This window comes from Psychroserpens ponticola (genome assembly GCF_023556315.2).
GTDB lineage: Bacteria > Bacteroidota > Bacteroidia > Flavobacteriales > Flavobacteriaceae > Psychroserpens > Psychroserpens ponticola.
Map to the genome: position 1 here is coordinate 3981589 of NZ_CP116221.1, position 14629 is coordinate 3996217.

Genomic DNA, 14629 nt, shown 5'->3' on the forward strand with positions numbered 1-14629 from the left:
CAAAACTAAAAAAATAAACAAAACAGTGTCTTAAAAAGATGCTAATGTTCTAGTTTAATTTTAAATGTATAACCCAAAACTTGTACCAACTTTGTAGAGTCTATGATTTTACCTAAGCTTTTTTGAGAGTAATTGTATGTTGGAAGGGTTAAGTTTTGAGCTTTACAAGCAGCAGTATAGTACGTTTGTTTTTTAGGGTGTGGCGTCGTAGATGCATTAAAGACCTCATTCCAAACACGTCGTTCTATAATTTTTTCGATGATGGCAATACAATCACTTTTATGAATTAAATTTACAGGAGCCTCAGGATTTTTTAGATGTTTTCTTCCAGATAAAAATTTTGCAGGATGTTTATCTTCATCAAATAATCCAGAAAAGCGAAGTATCGTCGTTTTAAAATTTATATTATTCTGAAATAGTTTTTCAACAGCCAATAGTTGTTTAGCTGTATTTGATGTCGTAGATGTGTCACTAGTTTCAGAAATTATTGGAAACGATTCATGATCATCATATACAGAAGTTGAACTCACAAATAGAACATTTTTAATAGAAGATGATTCCACATAAGGAATAAGCTGTTGCATCTGCTTGACATAATTTGCTTCAGGGTTTTTTCGTAATCCAGGTGGAATATTAAGAACTAAAGTTTCACAATCTGCCAGACAATTTTCAATAGCACCAATAATGCCTTCCGAAGATAATTGCACCAAAAAACCTTCAATATTATTTGATTTTAAAACACTAATTTTTTCAGAAGTAGTTGTTGATCCATTGACCATGTAGTTGTTTTTCACTAAAGATTTCGCTAGAGTAAAGCCCAACCATCCACAACCTAAAACACAAATTCTTTGTTTCAATGCTTCTTATTTAAGAGATTTGAAATGTACAAATTATTAGCTGGAATTTAGCTTTAGCATAATTCACTTATTTTCAGTAACTTTAAATTCAACACAAAAAATAATTGGTATGGGTATTAAAAGTTTTCAAGGGGCAAGAAAGCAACAACAGAATATTACAGAAGTTGCGGCATTAAAAGTAAGTGATTATATGTCACGTGAATTAATCACTTTTAGACCTGAACAAACGGTTGAAGAAGTCATACAAACTCTTATTAGATATAAAATATCTGGAGGTCCAGTGGTTAATAGTAATAATGAACTCGTTGGTATTATTTCTGAAGGCGATTGTCTTAAAGATATTAGTGAAAGTCGTTATTACAATATGCCAATGGAACAGCATAAGGTTGAAAACAGAATGGTAAAACATGTTGAAACCATTGATGGTAACATGAATATTTTTGACGCAGCCAATAAGTTTTTAGAATCTAAAATACGTCGTTTTCCAATTGTTGAAAATGGAAAATTAGCTGGACAAATTAGTCAGAAAGATGTTTTGAAAGCAGCCATTGAATTAAAAGGTCAGAATTGGAAATAATTTAACGTTTGTTTTTGTGTACTTCAGGCAAATCTGTAATGATAATTTTTTGTTTATCTGTGCTTTCTAGAGTTGCTATTTTCGAATATGGATATTCTGGAATAGGTTCGCTTAGTGTTTTCCATTTAGCAATTCCAGCGACCGTAATTTCTTCACCAATTGCTATAATTCCTTCTTTATAACGTAATCGTTTATTGAATCCGAAAAAGGTTTGAGGGTCTATATTATATCGCTTTAATAATGATTCGAATTGAGGTGTAGGATCATTAAATGCACCAGATGATTGATCTTTATCTTTTACCAAATGACAGCTATAATTTTTAGGGTGCTCTTGAGGTTTTATAATTACAAATTCAGTTTTGGTTTGAACAAAAAACTCTTGAAACCGCTCTTCTTTGATTAAGGTTTTCCAACTAGAACTTTTACCAGTACTTACTTTTTGTTCAATAATAATTTGATAAAACACGCATTTTCTAATTGAAAATGGAGCTGTTAATGGTTCCTTTACGTGAAGCGCTTTGCCTGTAACTTTTGACAGTTCATTAGTTTTTAAACTTGAAGCTGGTTTGTTAGGGATTTTTGCAAGTGTTCTAATGATTACATTTTTTTTACTGAAATAATAGCTGCAAAACACAATTATTCCGAAAACGGTTAAAACTATTGCTATAATAATTGGTTCACTCATCTAATTCGATTTATACTTTATTAGTATGGAATAGTCATAAATAGTTACAATTAACGCTCACGTTTCACCAAAGCATAATAATCACCTTCAAGCGGTAAATAGCCTTGATCATACACAAAATAATAAACGGTTCCGGCTTTGGTTGTGTAAATACTTGTGAAGTAATTAAAATCAAATCCTTTTTCAATTAATTTGGCTCTTGAGACTTTCGTTTTTTGATTCGGATTTAAGGCTTCAAGAACACGATAGTTTTTACGCAACCAATTGTTCGTGTTTCTAATTAAATTTTTATTGTCTTTATTTATAGTATTGTTATATGAATTGCGACACGCATCACTACAGAATTTTTTATCAATTCTACCAACGATTTTTTCTCCACATTCTGGACATTGTTTTTCCATAATTTTCGAGTTTTGTTTTGTTATAAAGATTGAGAAATGAGTATTGTATTCGTATTATTCACATTTTCATATACATCAACTTTATACACTTTTGTTTTTAAAAAATTGATAACAGATTGTAATTGATGGCTCTTTTTTTCTTCTAAAGAAGCGTTAAATAAAATGACACCATTTGTAGATTTTGATTTTATAACATCTTCCCAAAACGAGAGTTCTAAAAATTGTTTAGGCACTTTAATATCGATAAATAAATCAATAATAATTAACTCATATTTTGTTGTATTCTCTTTTATAAATTGAAGTGCATCTTCACAAATAATTGTGGTATTTGAATTGCTTTCAAGTAGGTATTCTGTTTTTGCAATGTCTATAATTACAGGATCTATATCTATTGCTGTAATCTGTTTTTTATAGTTGAAATCTTGTCGAAGTGTTTCAATTACACTTCCACCACCAAGACCTAAAAGCAAAATAGAATTGATGTGTTTTAAGTCAATTTTATCGAGCCCAAACTTTAAAATGACTTGTAATGAACCATACGAATAGTTGGCGTTTTTGGTGTTGAGGTGTTTTTTTCCATTATGCCAAGTGATTTCTAAAGTATCATTGTACTTTGATTTTACCTTTCGCGTGATTGGGTATAAATAGCTGATATACTTGCGCATAGTATCAAATATATAAAAAATATTATCCGTTTACAAACGACAACAAATATTTACAAACGAATTTAAACACGTAACAACCGACTAATACTTTGAAGCCATCTCATATTTGCACTGTTGAATCGAACTAATGACATTCAATATAATTAAAACCTTATCTTATGAATACGTTAAGAAACAAAGTACAGTTAATCGGGAACTTAGGAAACGATCCAGAAATTGTAAATCTAGAATCGGGAAAAATGCTAGCTAAATTTTCAATTGCAACAAATGAAAGTTACAAAAATGCACAAGGCGAAAAAGTAACAGACACACAATGGCACAATGTTGTAGCTTGGGGAAAAACAGCAGAAATTATAGAAAAATATGTAACTAAAGGAAAAGAAGTGGCTATAGAAGGGAAATTAACATCACGAAGTTATGATGATAAAGAAGGACAAAAACGATACATTACTGAAATTTTTTGTAGTGAATTATTGATGCTAGGAAAACAATAAAACAAATGTATAATTATTATTAAGGCGCTCAATCGAGCGCCTTTTTTTATATCTAAAAGATAGCTTTAATATCCTATGTTATTACTTAATGACTTGAAATCAGTCTTTTCTGACAAAAGATTAGCTAAGTTTTATATATTTGATTACTAAATTAAAACCAATGAAAAAACTAACTACCCTTTTTATTTTATGTTTTACAAATGTAATGCTAGCCCAAACTACTTACAGTGTAGATAATAAACCTGGAGCGCCTTCAGATTTTGACAACCTACAAACTGCTATAGATACAGCTGCTTCTGGTGATACTTTATTAGTGCAAGGGTCACCTACTAGTTATGGAGAAGCAATTATTACGAAACAATTAACAATAATAGGAGCTGGTTATTTCTTAGGACAAAATCCAAATACGCAATCCTATCAATTACCTGTTAGTACAGATATTAAATTTAATTTAGGGTCAGATAATTCATCAATATCTGGAATATCTGGAACTGTCCGTATGACTGAAGTTTCTAATATATTAGTGAATTATATTATTGGTAGGACATATGTAATTGATTCAAATAATGTCAATGTTTCAAACAGTTTTTTAAATGGTTCTTCACAGAATAATGGTAATTTTTATGGAAATTATATTATTGGCAATTGCTCTAATATTATTTATAAAGGAAATTATATTGGGACGTTAATATCATTTTCTAATGGAGCAAATGCCCAAATGATATCATTAATTAATAATACTCTTGGGTCAATTGGTGGCAATTCAATAATTAGTTTTAGTGAATTTAAAAATAATATAGTTCAATCAAATGTTAATATCTATTTTGGCTATAACCTAGATGATTATTCTAATGTTCAAAATAATATTTTAAATGCAGGCGCTACAGGAGGATTACTAAATGGTAACCAGTATAATATTGATATGAGCACCGTTTTTATAGACAGCTCAGACCCAAATTATACAGATGATGGGAAATACATTTTAAAAGCAGGTTCACCAGCAATAGGCGCAGGTTCTGGAGGCATAGATTGCGGTATGTTTGGTGGTGGTTATCGTCTGTCTGGTATTCCTAATATTCCTAATATTTATGAGTTTGATGTACCAGATACAGGTTATACCAACGATGGTGGCATACCTATTACCATAAAAGTGAAATCTAATAACTAAACTTATGAGACAGTTACTAGTAGCAATTAGTCTTGTTTGCTGTGTGTGTTTAGGGTTTTCGCAAAACGCAAACATAACACAAATAGAGTTTTTTTATGATACAGATCCTGGTTTTGGAAATGCAAACCAACTTAGCTTTGCCCAAGACGATCAGGTAGAGTTAAATTTCTCCTTAGATATTAGTAATTTATCTCCTGGCATACACAGTATGTATGTTAGAGCAAAAGACGAATTTAATAACTGGAGCTTATACACTAAGAAAAACCTATTTGTTATTAGTGGCAACCAAGCGACACCTCTTATTGTAGAAGTAGAATACTTTTGGGATACAGATCCAGGTTTTGGCAATGGAATAAACTTAGCTATTAGCTCAAGTACTACAGTTGATCAAAACTTTACAATTCCTATTAATAATTTATCAGCAGGTATTCATAGTCTCTATGTAAGAAGTAGAGATGCATATAATCGCTGGAGTCTATATACTAAAAAAAATATTTTTATTATAAACGGAAGCGAAGCAATACCTAATATTGTGGCTTTAGAGTATTTTTTTAATGAAGATCCTGGTTTGGGTAATGCAACACCTTTATCTATAACAGCTGCTACAGCCATAAATGAAAATTTTGTAATACCATTAGCTGGCTTAACACAAGGTAATCACGAATTATATGTTAGGGCTCAAGATGCTTATGGACGTTGGAGTTTGTATAGCCAAGATACAGTTGTTCTTGGTGATTGGAATTGTGCTTATACAGACACACCATCTACCCATATTGCTTTTGATGCAGTAACAGATCTTTGTGGACGAGGAATTTTAGATAATGATGGAGAAGCAGAACCAGATAATATATTGAATAGAGCAGAGCTAGCTAAATTAGCTTACCTTGGCATTGGTTTAAATGATACTAATTCTTACGCCAATGTTTTCCCTTCTCCTTTTAACGACTTACAAAAAGAAGATATTTGGTATTACAGCTTTGCGAAAAATGTATCTTATTTAGAGTTTGACGACCATAAATCACCGTTTGATAGAAATTTTTTCAACTTTAAGCCTTCTGATGGTATTACAAAAGCGCATACACTTAAAGTGTTTTTAGAAGCTTTTAATATTGATGAAACTGATAATACAGGAACGACTTCATATACAGATTTAGACCCTACTCATGAAGCTTATAATTATATAATTAAGGCTTACGATTTAGGAATTATAGAAGATAATGTAGATAATTTATTTCACCCAGACGATACCACTATAAGACGAGAAGCTTTTATAATGCTACATAGAATGCTAACTGTCTTAGCATTACCAATTCCAACAATAACAGATGACTCTTTCTTTTCTCCAGGAAATTATACACCAGAAACTTTTAGTACTTACAATGCCTTACATAGTGGTAATTTTAATCATTATACAAAAACTAGCTTTGCTATAAGTAGTGTTGGTATTCCTTTGAGTTTTGAACATACATACAATTCTTATTTGTCTGAAATGCCTCCACAATTTACACCTATAAAGCCTTTAGGGAACTTATGGTCACATACTTATAATTCATATATAACTGAAATAGAAGGTGATGTTCAATATCCTGACGATTTTAGAGTTGTTGTTGCTTTGCCAAATAGTGGTTTTCACGTATATAAATTAGATGGAGGAAATTATACGAGTGTAACTAATGGTGTTTATAATACATTAGAAAAACCTACTACAAGTACTTTTACAATTACCACCAAAAATCAAATTGTATATACCTATGAAAAAATAGCAGGAACGGCCTCTAACTTCCCATATGTTTTAGTAAGTATTCAGGATAGAAATAGTAACACAATAGCTGTTAATTATGAAGTGTCACAGAATCCTAACACACCAAATTTTCAACGTATAAAAGAAGTTGTAGGAACTGCTGGCAGAAAGTTGCTGTTTTCGTATCATGCTAATTCAGATGTAATAAACGATATAGAAGATCCTTTAAACAGAAAAGTGTTTTATACTTATGATGATTCTAAACTTATTGAGTTTAAAGATGCTAAAAATCAATCCACTATTTATACTTATGGTTTAGATTATGAAAAAGATTTGCTTATGAGTATACAATTACCAAAAGGTAATATTGTAACAAATACTTATGAGAATAAAAAATTAATGAGTAGTCAAACAAATGGAAATCAGCCAACCAATTTTGTTTATAATCAAAATTATGGTCAAACAGGAATTGAAGACTTTACTAATACAACAGTTACAAATCCAAATGGACAAGTAACAAACATAGATTACAATAAGTTTGGTTATCCAAATACAATTGAAAAGGATACAAATATTGATGTTTCAATTGGTTATGATGACATGCATGTTAGTAAACCTAATGATATTACTATTAATAATAAAAATGCGACACTTAATTACGATGAGCAAGGTAATTTAACATTAATGAGCCTTCCAATAGGTGTTTCGCATTCTTATACCTATAACGCTAATAGTGATATTACGCAGTATACAGATCCGTTGGGAGAAAACTACTCTTATAATTATGATGGAAATGGTAATCTAACAACCATTACTACACCTAGAGGAAGTACATCTTTAACTGTAAATAATTTGGGCTTAGTAACACAATCTCAAAACCCTGAGAATATAACAACAACATATTCCTATGACAATTATGGAAATACTATTTCTACCAACGCGCCAGAAGGTATAAGCACAAGTGCAACGTTTGATGCGGCAAGTCGATTATTATCATTTACTAATCCAAATGGGTTTAACTCAAATTATAGTTACGATAATAATGATAATCTATTGCAAGAAACATTCAATACACAAACCACACAATACTCTTATGATCCAAATGACAATATGACTCAAATAAAAAATGCTAATAACAGAAACACTGTATTAACATACGATTTTGAGAATGATTTTCTAGAAAATGTAGCCTTTGAAGGAGCAGAAGATGCATATACATATTATCCTGATGGTAAAATGGAAACCTATGTGAATCCTAATGGAATTACATTTACTTATACTTATGATGCCGACGGAAGATTATCTACAGTAAACGGAGGAAGTGATACAGTTAATTACACCTATGACAGTAATAATAATATTACGCAAATAAGTAATTCTAATGGAGCTACAAATTATAGTTACGATTTACTAAATAGAATTACCTCAATAACTGACTATTTTGGGAATATTGTTAGCTATGAATACGATTTAAACTCAAATGTTACTAAGCTCATTTATCCTGATAATAAGGAGGTAATTTACACGTATTATTCCGATAATTTATTACACACAGTTGAGGATTGGAATAATCAAGTTACAACGTATACTTATAGAAATGATGCGTTGCTCACTAAAGTTGAATATCCAAATGGTACGTATTGCGATTATAGTTATGATAGTGCTGGACGAATGACTAATATCTCTTGGAAAAAAACAGATACAAGTGAGTTTATTAAGTATGATTTCACTCTAGATCCAATAGGAAATCACCTGACAGAAACGAAATGGGAACCTTATACCTCTACAGGTGAGGCAAATGAAACCATAGGTTATAGTTATAATAATGCCAATAGAATACAAACAGCTGGAAGCGATAGTTTTACTTTTAATACCAATGGTAATACAACTAATAAAACAAGTAATATTTATACCTATGATGTCTATGATAGACTTACAAATGTTTCTGGAACGACAACTGCTCAATATGAATATGACGCTAATGGCAATCGTACAAAAAGTGTAGTAAATGGTGAGGAAAAACGTTTTGTTTTAAACTCTTTAGGAATGAGTAATGTTCTAGGAGAAGCTAATAGCAGTAATACCATACAAAACTATTATGTATATGGTTTAGGTTTAATTTCAAGAATAGATGATAGTAACCAAACCAACTATTACCATTACGATTTTAGAGGAAGTACAATTGCAATGACAGATGCAAGTGAAACCATTACTCATAAATACCAATATGATGAATTTGGTAACTTACAACAAAGTGATGAAGCCGATTATAATGCGTATCGTTATGTAGGTAAATATGGTGTGTCTCACGAAAGTGATGATTTATATTTTATGCGTGCACGTTTTTACGATCCAACAATTGGACGCTTCTTAAGTGAAGATCCTATTTGGAGCACAAATTTGTATCCTTATGCAGATAATAATCCTGTTACTGGGATTGATCCTAAAGGTGAAAATGTTATAAATGTTGTTACAGGTATTATTTCAATTACCAACCAGACTATTAGTTCAGCAAACTCTAAAGATAATATTGAAGGAGCTTTAAATACTTTAGGCTTAATAACAAACTTAGCAGATGAAACAAGTAAATTATCAGGTAAATTTTCAGGAGTTAGTGATAATTTAGGTATTGCTGGAACTGTTTTTTCATTTGGTACTAATATCTATGTAAATCATCGGGAAGGGTTAGGTTATCAAACAATACCTAAATCCCTTATTCAAACTGGTATATCTGGTCTTTCTTGGGGTTTATGGGATGGAGAAGAAATTTTTGAAATTTCGGAATATATTGGAAATGATATGGCTAAAGATATATTTAAATTATCTCATTCAAGATTAACTTACGAAATTGAATATCAAAAAAAATTAAATAAAATGTTGGATCAATAGAATAATAAATAAATATGAACACTAAACATATAATATTCACAATTGGTTTTTTTTGGACGACACTTATGTTTGCCCAAGAGACTCACATATACACTTATGATGCTTATAATAGACTAATAACTGTAGAGAATGATACAAGCACTAAAAATTATCAATATGATATAATGGGTAATAGAATAAGCACTACTACTTCATCAGCTACTTTAAATATAGAAGATAACAATATAATTTATACGTTAACTATACATCCTAATCCAACAGATTCTAAAGTTTATTTAACGAATAATAAAAACTTAACAATTAAGAACATTTCTATCTATAGTATAGATGGAAGGTTAATTAGAGTTATTTACAAAAATTTTGAAACTATAGATATTTCTAATATCTCATCAGGACTTTATCTCTTTGAAATAGTTACAGATAAAGGAAATGTTGTCGAACGGATAATAAAGGAATAATTAATTGTCATTCCGAAATCGAAATCTTACGTTTCGCTTCATTACCAAATTCATCAACAACTGTAATTAGATGTTCTCCAGCTTTTGGGACAATTGCTAATTCATGAATGTCTTTTGTTGTACCAACATAACGTTCATCTATATACCAATATACACTTGATTCAGGTTTTGAATGTGCAATTTTTAAAATCAAATCATTAGTGTCTCCATCAAAATCCTTAGGAAGAAATACGGAGTTATTTGTCTTTGGGTATATAAAATCCATTGCCACTTGATTTTCTCCCATACAATCCAATCGCAGTTTAGGTAATGGTTTATAAAACGGGTTTTTAGTTTTGTAGTAATAGGCTTTTAAAGGTGATAATACAAACCATGGTTTATGCTTAATAGCATTTAATTCTTCACAAGAGGAATTCACTTGATAGGTTTCAGTAGCATCTACATGAGCCAAAATGTGATATGGACAAGGTTCAGTTTTTAATCCGCTAATTTGAATATAAGTATCTTCAGTGTCATCACAAATAGAAGACGCTCGATGTCCACTTTTAGAACAAATAGTAGCCTGTTGCATTTCATCAAAAGGTTTCGCAAACCAATCGCTATTTGGTAAGATATCAAACACATCAAATAGAATTGGAGCAGCCGTTTGTACACCAACTAAACCTGGTCTTCCTTCACCATCTGCATTACCAACCCAAACGCCAACAACATAATCTTTTGTGGTTCCAATTGCCCAAGCATCACGAAACCCGAAACTAGTTCCTGTTTTCCATGCGATTTGTTTTGAGTCATCAAAAAACGCCCAACTTTCATCACCTTCAGGTCGATTTACTTTTTTTAAACTTTCATAAGTCAGATAGATGGAAGCAGCATCAAATAAAGTTTTGTCTGTAGATTTCTTTCCGAAGTCGATACGTTTTGAAGCCATAAACGTTGGTTCAACAAATTCGTTAGTGTAATATTCACTTGAAGTTTCTGAAAAGTGATTCAATGTCGACGATAGTGCAGCATAACTTTTGCATAAATCCCAAAGATTACTTTCAGCACCACCAAGAATGAGCGATAATCCATAATGATTTGCATTATATTTTAAATCTTTAAGCTCTAATTGTTTTAAATAGTGATGAAATCTGTCCAACCCAAAATCTTGAAGCATTCTCACTGCTGGAACATTTAAGGAACGTGATAATGCTCGACTAGCTGGAACTACGCCATCGAATTCTTTATTAAAATTTTCAGGATTATAACTTCCAAATTGCGAAGGAATATCTGCAACCAAAGTGTTTGGTAACAAGTCTCCTGCATCTAGCATCGCTGCATATAAAAAGGGTTTTAAAATACTACCAGTACTTCGAGGTTTGTCAATAATATCCACATCTTTTTGATGTGTTCGATCTGTTGGTGAATTTCCTATATAAGCAAGTACTTCTCTAGTATGAACATCTAAAACCAACACAGCTGCATTATGAATTTCGTTTTGTTTTAGAATGTTATATTGGGTTTTTACAATGTGATTTACGCGTTCTTGAAGTTTGGTATCAATAGTTGTTTGTATGCGTTCACCTTTATTTTTTTGCGCCACTTTTTGTAGTAAATGCGGTGCAATTTGAGGCAACGCATATGGTTTTTTAGGTAAATCTTCAGCAATTGATAGCTCGTAAGTTAGTTTATCTATTATCGTGTTTTCTAAAAGTTTTTTAAGTAAGTGATTCCGTTTTTCTAGTAATCGTTCTTGATTTTTTCCAGGATATATTAAACTTGGCGCATTTGGTAGTACAGCTAAAGTAGCACTTTCTGCCCAAGATAATTGATATGCATCTCTGTTAAAGTAACGCCAAGCTGCAGCATCTAATCCAACAACATTTCCGCCAAAAGGTGCATTGCTACTATAGTAGGCTAAAATATTTTCTTTAGAATCTCGGAATTCTAATCTGGAAGCTAAAATAATTTCTTTTAGTTTTTCTAGATAAGTTCTCGCTTGACCTTTTCTTGAAAGTCGAATCACTTGTTGTGTTAATGTACTTCCGCCACGTTTCACTTCGCCAGAACTGATATTATCTTTTAACGCCTTAAAAATTGAAACTGGATTAAAACCAGGATGCTTATAAAAGTATTCATCTTCAAACTGAACAATACACACTTTAAACTTTTCTGGAACACTATCATTGTGAGGAAAACGCCATTGTCCATCAGATGCAATTTGTGCACCTAATAAGTCGTTGTTTTTAGACATAATAACTGTGGCTGTTGGATCTTTAAATAAGTCGTTTGGTAAACAAAAAAAATAGCAAATTAAAAGCACTCCAAGTACGATACTTTTCTTTTTATGAGTCTTTATAAAGTGGGTTAATCTGCGCATTAGCTTTACTACAACGTTATAGTTGTTAAATTGGTTTGTAAATTTAATATGATGTAATAATACTCATAATTTTCTGTCTATATTTAAACGTGAAAAAGAATAAATTATATCTTAATATAATCATAATTTTTTGTGTTTATTTCTCTTCAGAATGCACCTTTGCGCAATTAAGTTTTTGTCAAGGAAATTCTGGAGATTCAATTTTTGTTGAAGATTTTGGAACAGGTCTTTCAGATTCATCATTACCTGCAGGAACAACGACATATACTTATGCTAATGGAGGCGACCCAAATGATGGTTTGTACACAGTTTCAAGCAATACAAATTACTTTGATTGGTTCAATATTCCAGACCATACACTTAGTGATTCTGATGGTAGGATGCTTGTTGTAAACTCTAGTTTTTCAGCAGGTGAGTTTTATAGAACAACCATTAATGGTTTGTGTGAAAATACGTCATATGAATTTTCATCATGGATTGTTAACTTAACACCACTTAATGGAGGTTGTGGAGCTGGAGTCATACCAGTAAATGTTAGATTTGAAATTTGGGATAACACAGATACAAATTTATTAGCTTCTGGAAATACAGGAAATATAGTAAGTACTAATTCTCCTAATTGGCAACAATATGCTTTAGTTTTTCAAACGATTCCAAGTCAGACATCAGTCATTTTGAAAATGATTAATAATGGTTCTGGTGGCTGCGGAAATGATTTAGCCATCGATGATATTATTTTTAAAAGTTGTGGCGATTTTATTTCAACTACAGATCCTTCTAGTAATACGTTTGTGTCTTTTTGCAGTACAGAAATACCATATGCAACAATCTTAACAGCAACTCCAGATAATTCTGTTTTTAGTGATCATTTTTACCAATGGCAAGAAAGTTCTGATGAAATTAATTGGATAGATATTGTTGGAGCTACAAATGATAACTTAACTGTTTCAGGAGTTACAACAACAACGTATTACAGAGCCAAAGTGGCAGAGTTTGCAACAAACTTGAGTAATAATGATTGCATAACTTTTTCGACAATATTTGAAGTATCTATTACGCAACTTCCCAATCCACCTACTTTAGAGTGTTGGCAAATGGCTACCATTAATAATGAGACTTGTAGTTGGGATATTTCTGGAACACAACCTGTACAACCTGATATTGAGTGTTGGCAAGCTACAACTTTTAATAATATCACATGTGATTGGGATATTACTGGCACACAACCAATAGAACCAACAGATTTAGAATGTTGGGAGAGTACGTTGTTTAATGAAACGGATTGTATTTGGGAAATCGTTGGTGAGCAGCCTATTGATTATGTTGAGGAATTTGTACGTTTTTGTCAAAATGAAGAGGTTATATTGTATGCAGATACAAACTTAATAAACGCAACACATCTTTGGGATTCGGGAGAAATCACAGAATTTATTACAGTTAATGCTCCAGGAATTTTTACAGTTGTTTCTACTGATGGTTGCTCAACAACTGAAAAAACAATAGTTGTAGAACAGTTAGATCTACCTATAATTTTAAATGTTCAATCTGATGGAAATGAGATTGTTGTTACGACCACAAATGTTGATGATTTTGTGTATTCTTTAAATGGAATAAATTATCAATCACATAATGTATTCTATGATATTTCAGGTGGTAAATACACGATTTATGTGAAACACATTGAGTGTGATGAGGTTGTTACAATTGAATTCCTTCATTTTTTTATTCCGAAATATTTTACACCTAATGGAGATGATTTTAACGACACCTTTGATTTAATAGGAATCGACTGTTTTTTATCATGGAAAGTACATGTTTTTGATCGCTATGGAAAACTCTTGTATTCTGCAGAAAACAGAGAAGTATCTTGGGACGGAATGTATCTTAACCAAGCTTTACCAACTTCAGATTATTGGTATGTAATTACTATTGATGGACAAGAATTTAGAGGACACTTCACTTTAAAACGATAAGTTAGCTTTTAAAGAATTCATACTCTCGTTCCATTTTACAAATCCTAACTTTATACCAATTGTACCAATCTTGTCTGCCTTTTTGTTGTGCAATCAAATGATCACTTTGTTGTTTCCAGTTTTTAATAGCGTCTAAACTTTCCCAATAACTAACTGTGATTCCAACAGAATCTCTAGCACTTTCAAGACCTAAAAAGCCTTCTTGAGTTTTTGCTAAAGCTTCCATTTGATTTGCCATCTCATCATAGCCTTTTGTGTTTTCAGATTGTGTTGATGTGAAAATTACTGCGTAGTATGAGTTTTTGTTTTTCATTTTTTTTATGAATTTTATAAATGTCGTCATTCTGAACTTGTTTCAGAAT

12 protein-coding genes are annotated in these 14629 nt (G+C 31.4%); 6 read left to right on the plus strand and 6 right to left on the minus strand.

The window, feature by feature from the left end; all coding sequences use genetic code 11:
* Window positions 1-41: 41 nt before the first annotated feature.
* Complete coding sequence (locus tag MUN68_RS17555) at window positions 42-857, minus strand: Rossmann-fold NAD(P)-binding domain-containing protein (RefSeq protein ID WP_249997030.1); 816 nt, start codon at window positions 855-857, stop codon at window positions 42-44.
* A gap of 109 nt (window positions 858-966) precedes the next feature.
* Between MUN68_RS17555 and MUN68_RS17560 the strand changes: the two genes are divergently transcribed.
* Complete coding sequence (locus tag MUN68_RS17560) at window positions 967-1434, plus strand: CBS domain-containing protein (RefSeq protein ID WP_249997031.1); 468 nt, start codon at window positions 967-969, stop codon at window positions 1432-1434.
* 1 nt (window position 1435) lies between these two features.
* Here the strand turns inward: MUN68_RS17560 and MUN68_RS17565 are convergent, their stop codons facing one another.
* Genes MUN68_RS17565 through MUN68_RS17575 form a run of 3 tightly spaced genes read right to left on the minus strand, consistent with a single transcriptional unit; the run spans window position 1436 to window position 3185 of the window.
* Window positions 1436-2119, minus strand: coding sequence for a GIDE domain-containing protein (locus MUN68_RS17565; RefSeq protein ID WP_249997032.1), 684 nt, complete (start codon window positions 2117-2119; stop codon window positions 1436-1438).
* Between the two features lie 50 nt (window positions 2120-2169).
* On the minus strand, window positions 2170-2520 hold the full coding sequence (locus tag MUN68_RS17570; RefSeq protein WP_249997033.1) for a hypothetical protein: 351 nt from the start codon (window positions 2518-2520) through the stop codon (window positions 2170-2172).
* Between the two features lie 20 nt (window positions 2521-2540).
* On the minus strand, window positions 2541-3185 hold the full coding sequence (locus MUN68_RS17575; RefSeq protein WP_249997035.1) for a fused MFS/spermidine synthase: 645 nt from the start codon (window positions 3183-3185) through the stop codon (window positions 2541-2543).
* 158 nt (window positions 3186-3343) lie between these two features.
* On the opposite strand from MUN68_RS17575, the gene MUN68_RS17580 reads away from it, so the two are divergent.
* From MUN68_RS17580 to MUN68_RS17595, 4 genes are all read left to right on the plus strand, one after another.
* Entirely contained in the window at window positions 3344-3679 is a 336-nt protein-coding gene (locus MUN68_RS17580; RefSeq protein WP_249997036.1) for a single-stranded DNA-binding protein, read from the plus strand.
* Between the two features lie 160 nt (window positions 3680-3839).
* Window positions 3840-4847 (plus strand): hypothetical protein, encoded by a 1008-nt coding sequence (locus MUN68_RS17585; protein WP_249997037.1) that lies wholly within the window; start codon window positions 3840-3842, stop codon window positions 4845-4847.
* A gap of 4 nt (window positions 4848-4851) precedes the next feature.
* Window positions 4852-9477: an RHS repeat-associated core domain-containing protein gene (locus tag MUN68_RS17590; RefSeq protein WP_249997038.1), complete on the plus strand. Its 4626-nt coding sequence runs from the start codon at window positions 4852-4854 to the stop codon at window positions 9475-9477.
* A 14-nt stretch (window positions 9478-9491) separates the two neighbouring features.
* The gene (locus MUN68_RS17595; RefSeq protein WP_249997039.1) at window positions 9492-9935 is read left to right on the plus strand and encodes a T9SS type A sorting domain-containing protein; all 444 of its coding nucleotides are present in this window, start codon (window positions 9492-9494) and stop codon (window positions 9933-9935) included.
* A 7-nt stretch (window positions 9936-9942) separates the two neighbouring features.
* Here MUN68_RS17595 and pbpC read toward each other — a convergent pair whose 3' ends face one another.
* Complete coding sequence (gene pbpC, locus MUN68_RS17600; protein WP_249997040.1) at window positions 9943-12294, minus strand: penicillin-binding protein 1C; 2352 nt, start codon at window positions 12292-12294, stop codon at window positions 9943-9945.
* Window positions 12295-12383: 89 nt separating this feature from the next.
* Between pbpC and MUN68_RS17605 the strand changes: the two genes are divergently transcribed.
* The gene (locus MUN68_RS17605) at window positions 12384-14267 is read left to right on the plus strand and encodes a T9SS type B sorting domain-containing protein (protein WP_249997042.1); all 1884 of its coding nucleotides are present in this window, start codon (window positions 12384-12386) and stop codon (window positions 14265-14267) included.
* A 1-nt stretch (window position 14268) separates the two neighbouring features.
* Here MUN68_RS17605 and MUN68_RS17610 read toward each other — a convergent pair whose 3' ends face one another.
* The gene (locus MUN68_RS17610; protein WP_249997043.1) at window positions 14269-14580 is read right to left on the minus strand and encodes an antibiotic biosynthesis monooxygenase family protein; all 312 of its coding nucleotides are present in this window, start codon (window positions 14578-14580) and stop codon (window positions 14269-14271) included.
* Window positions 14581-14629: the final 49 nt, after the last annotated feature.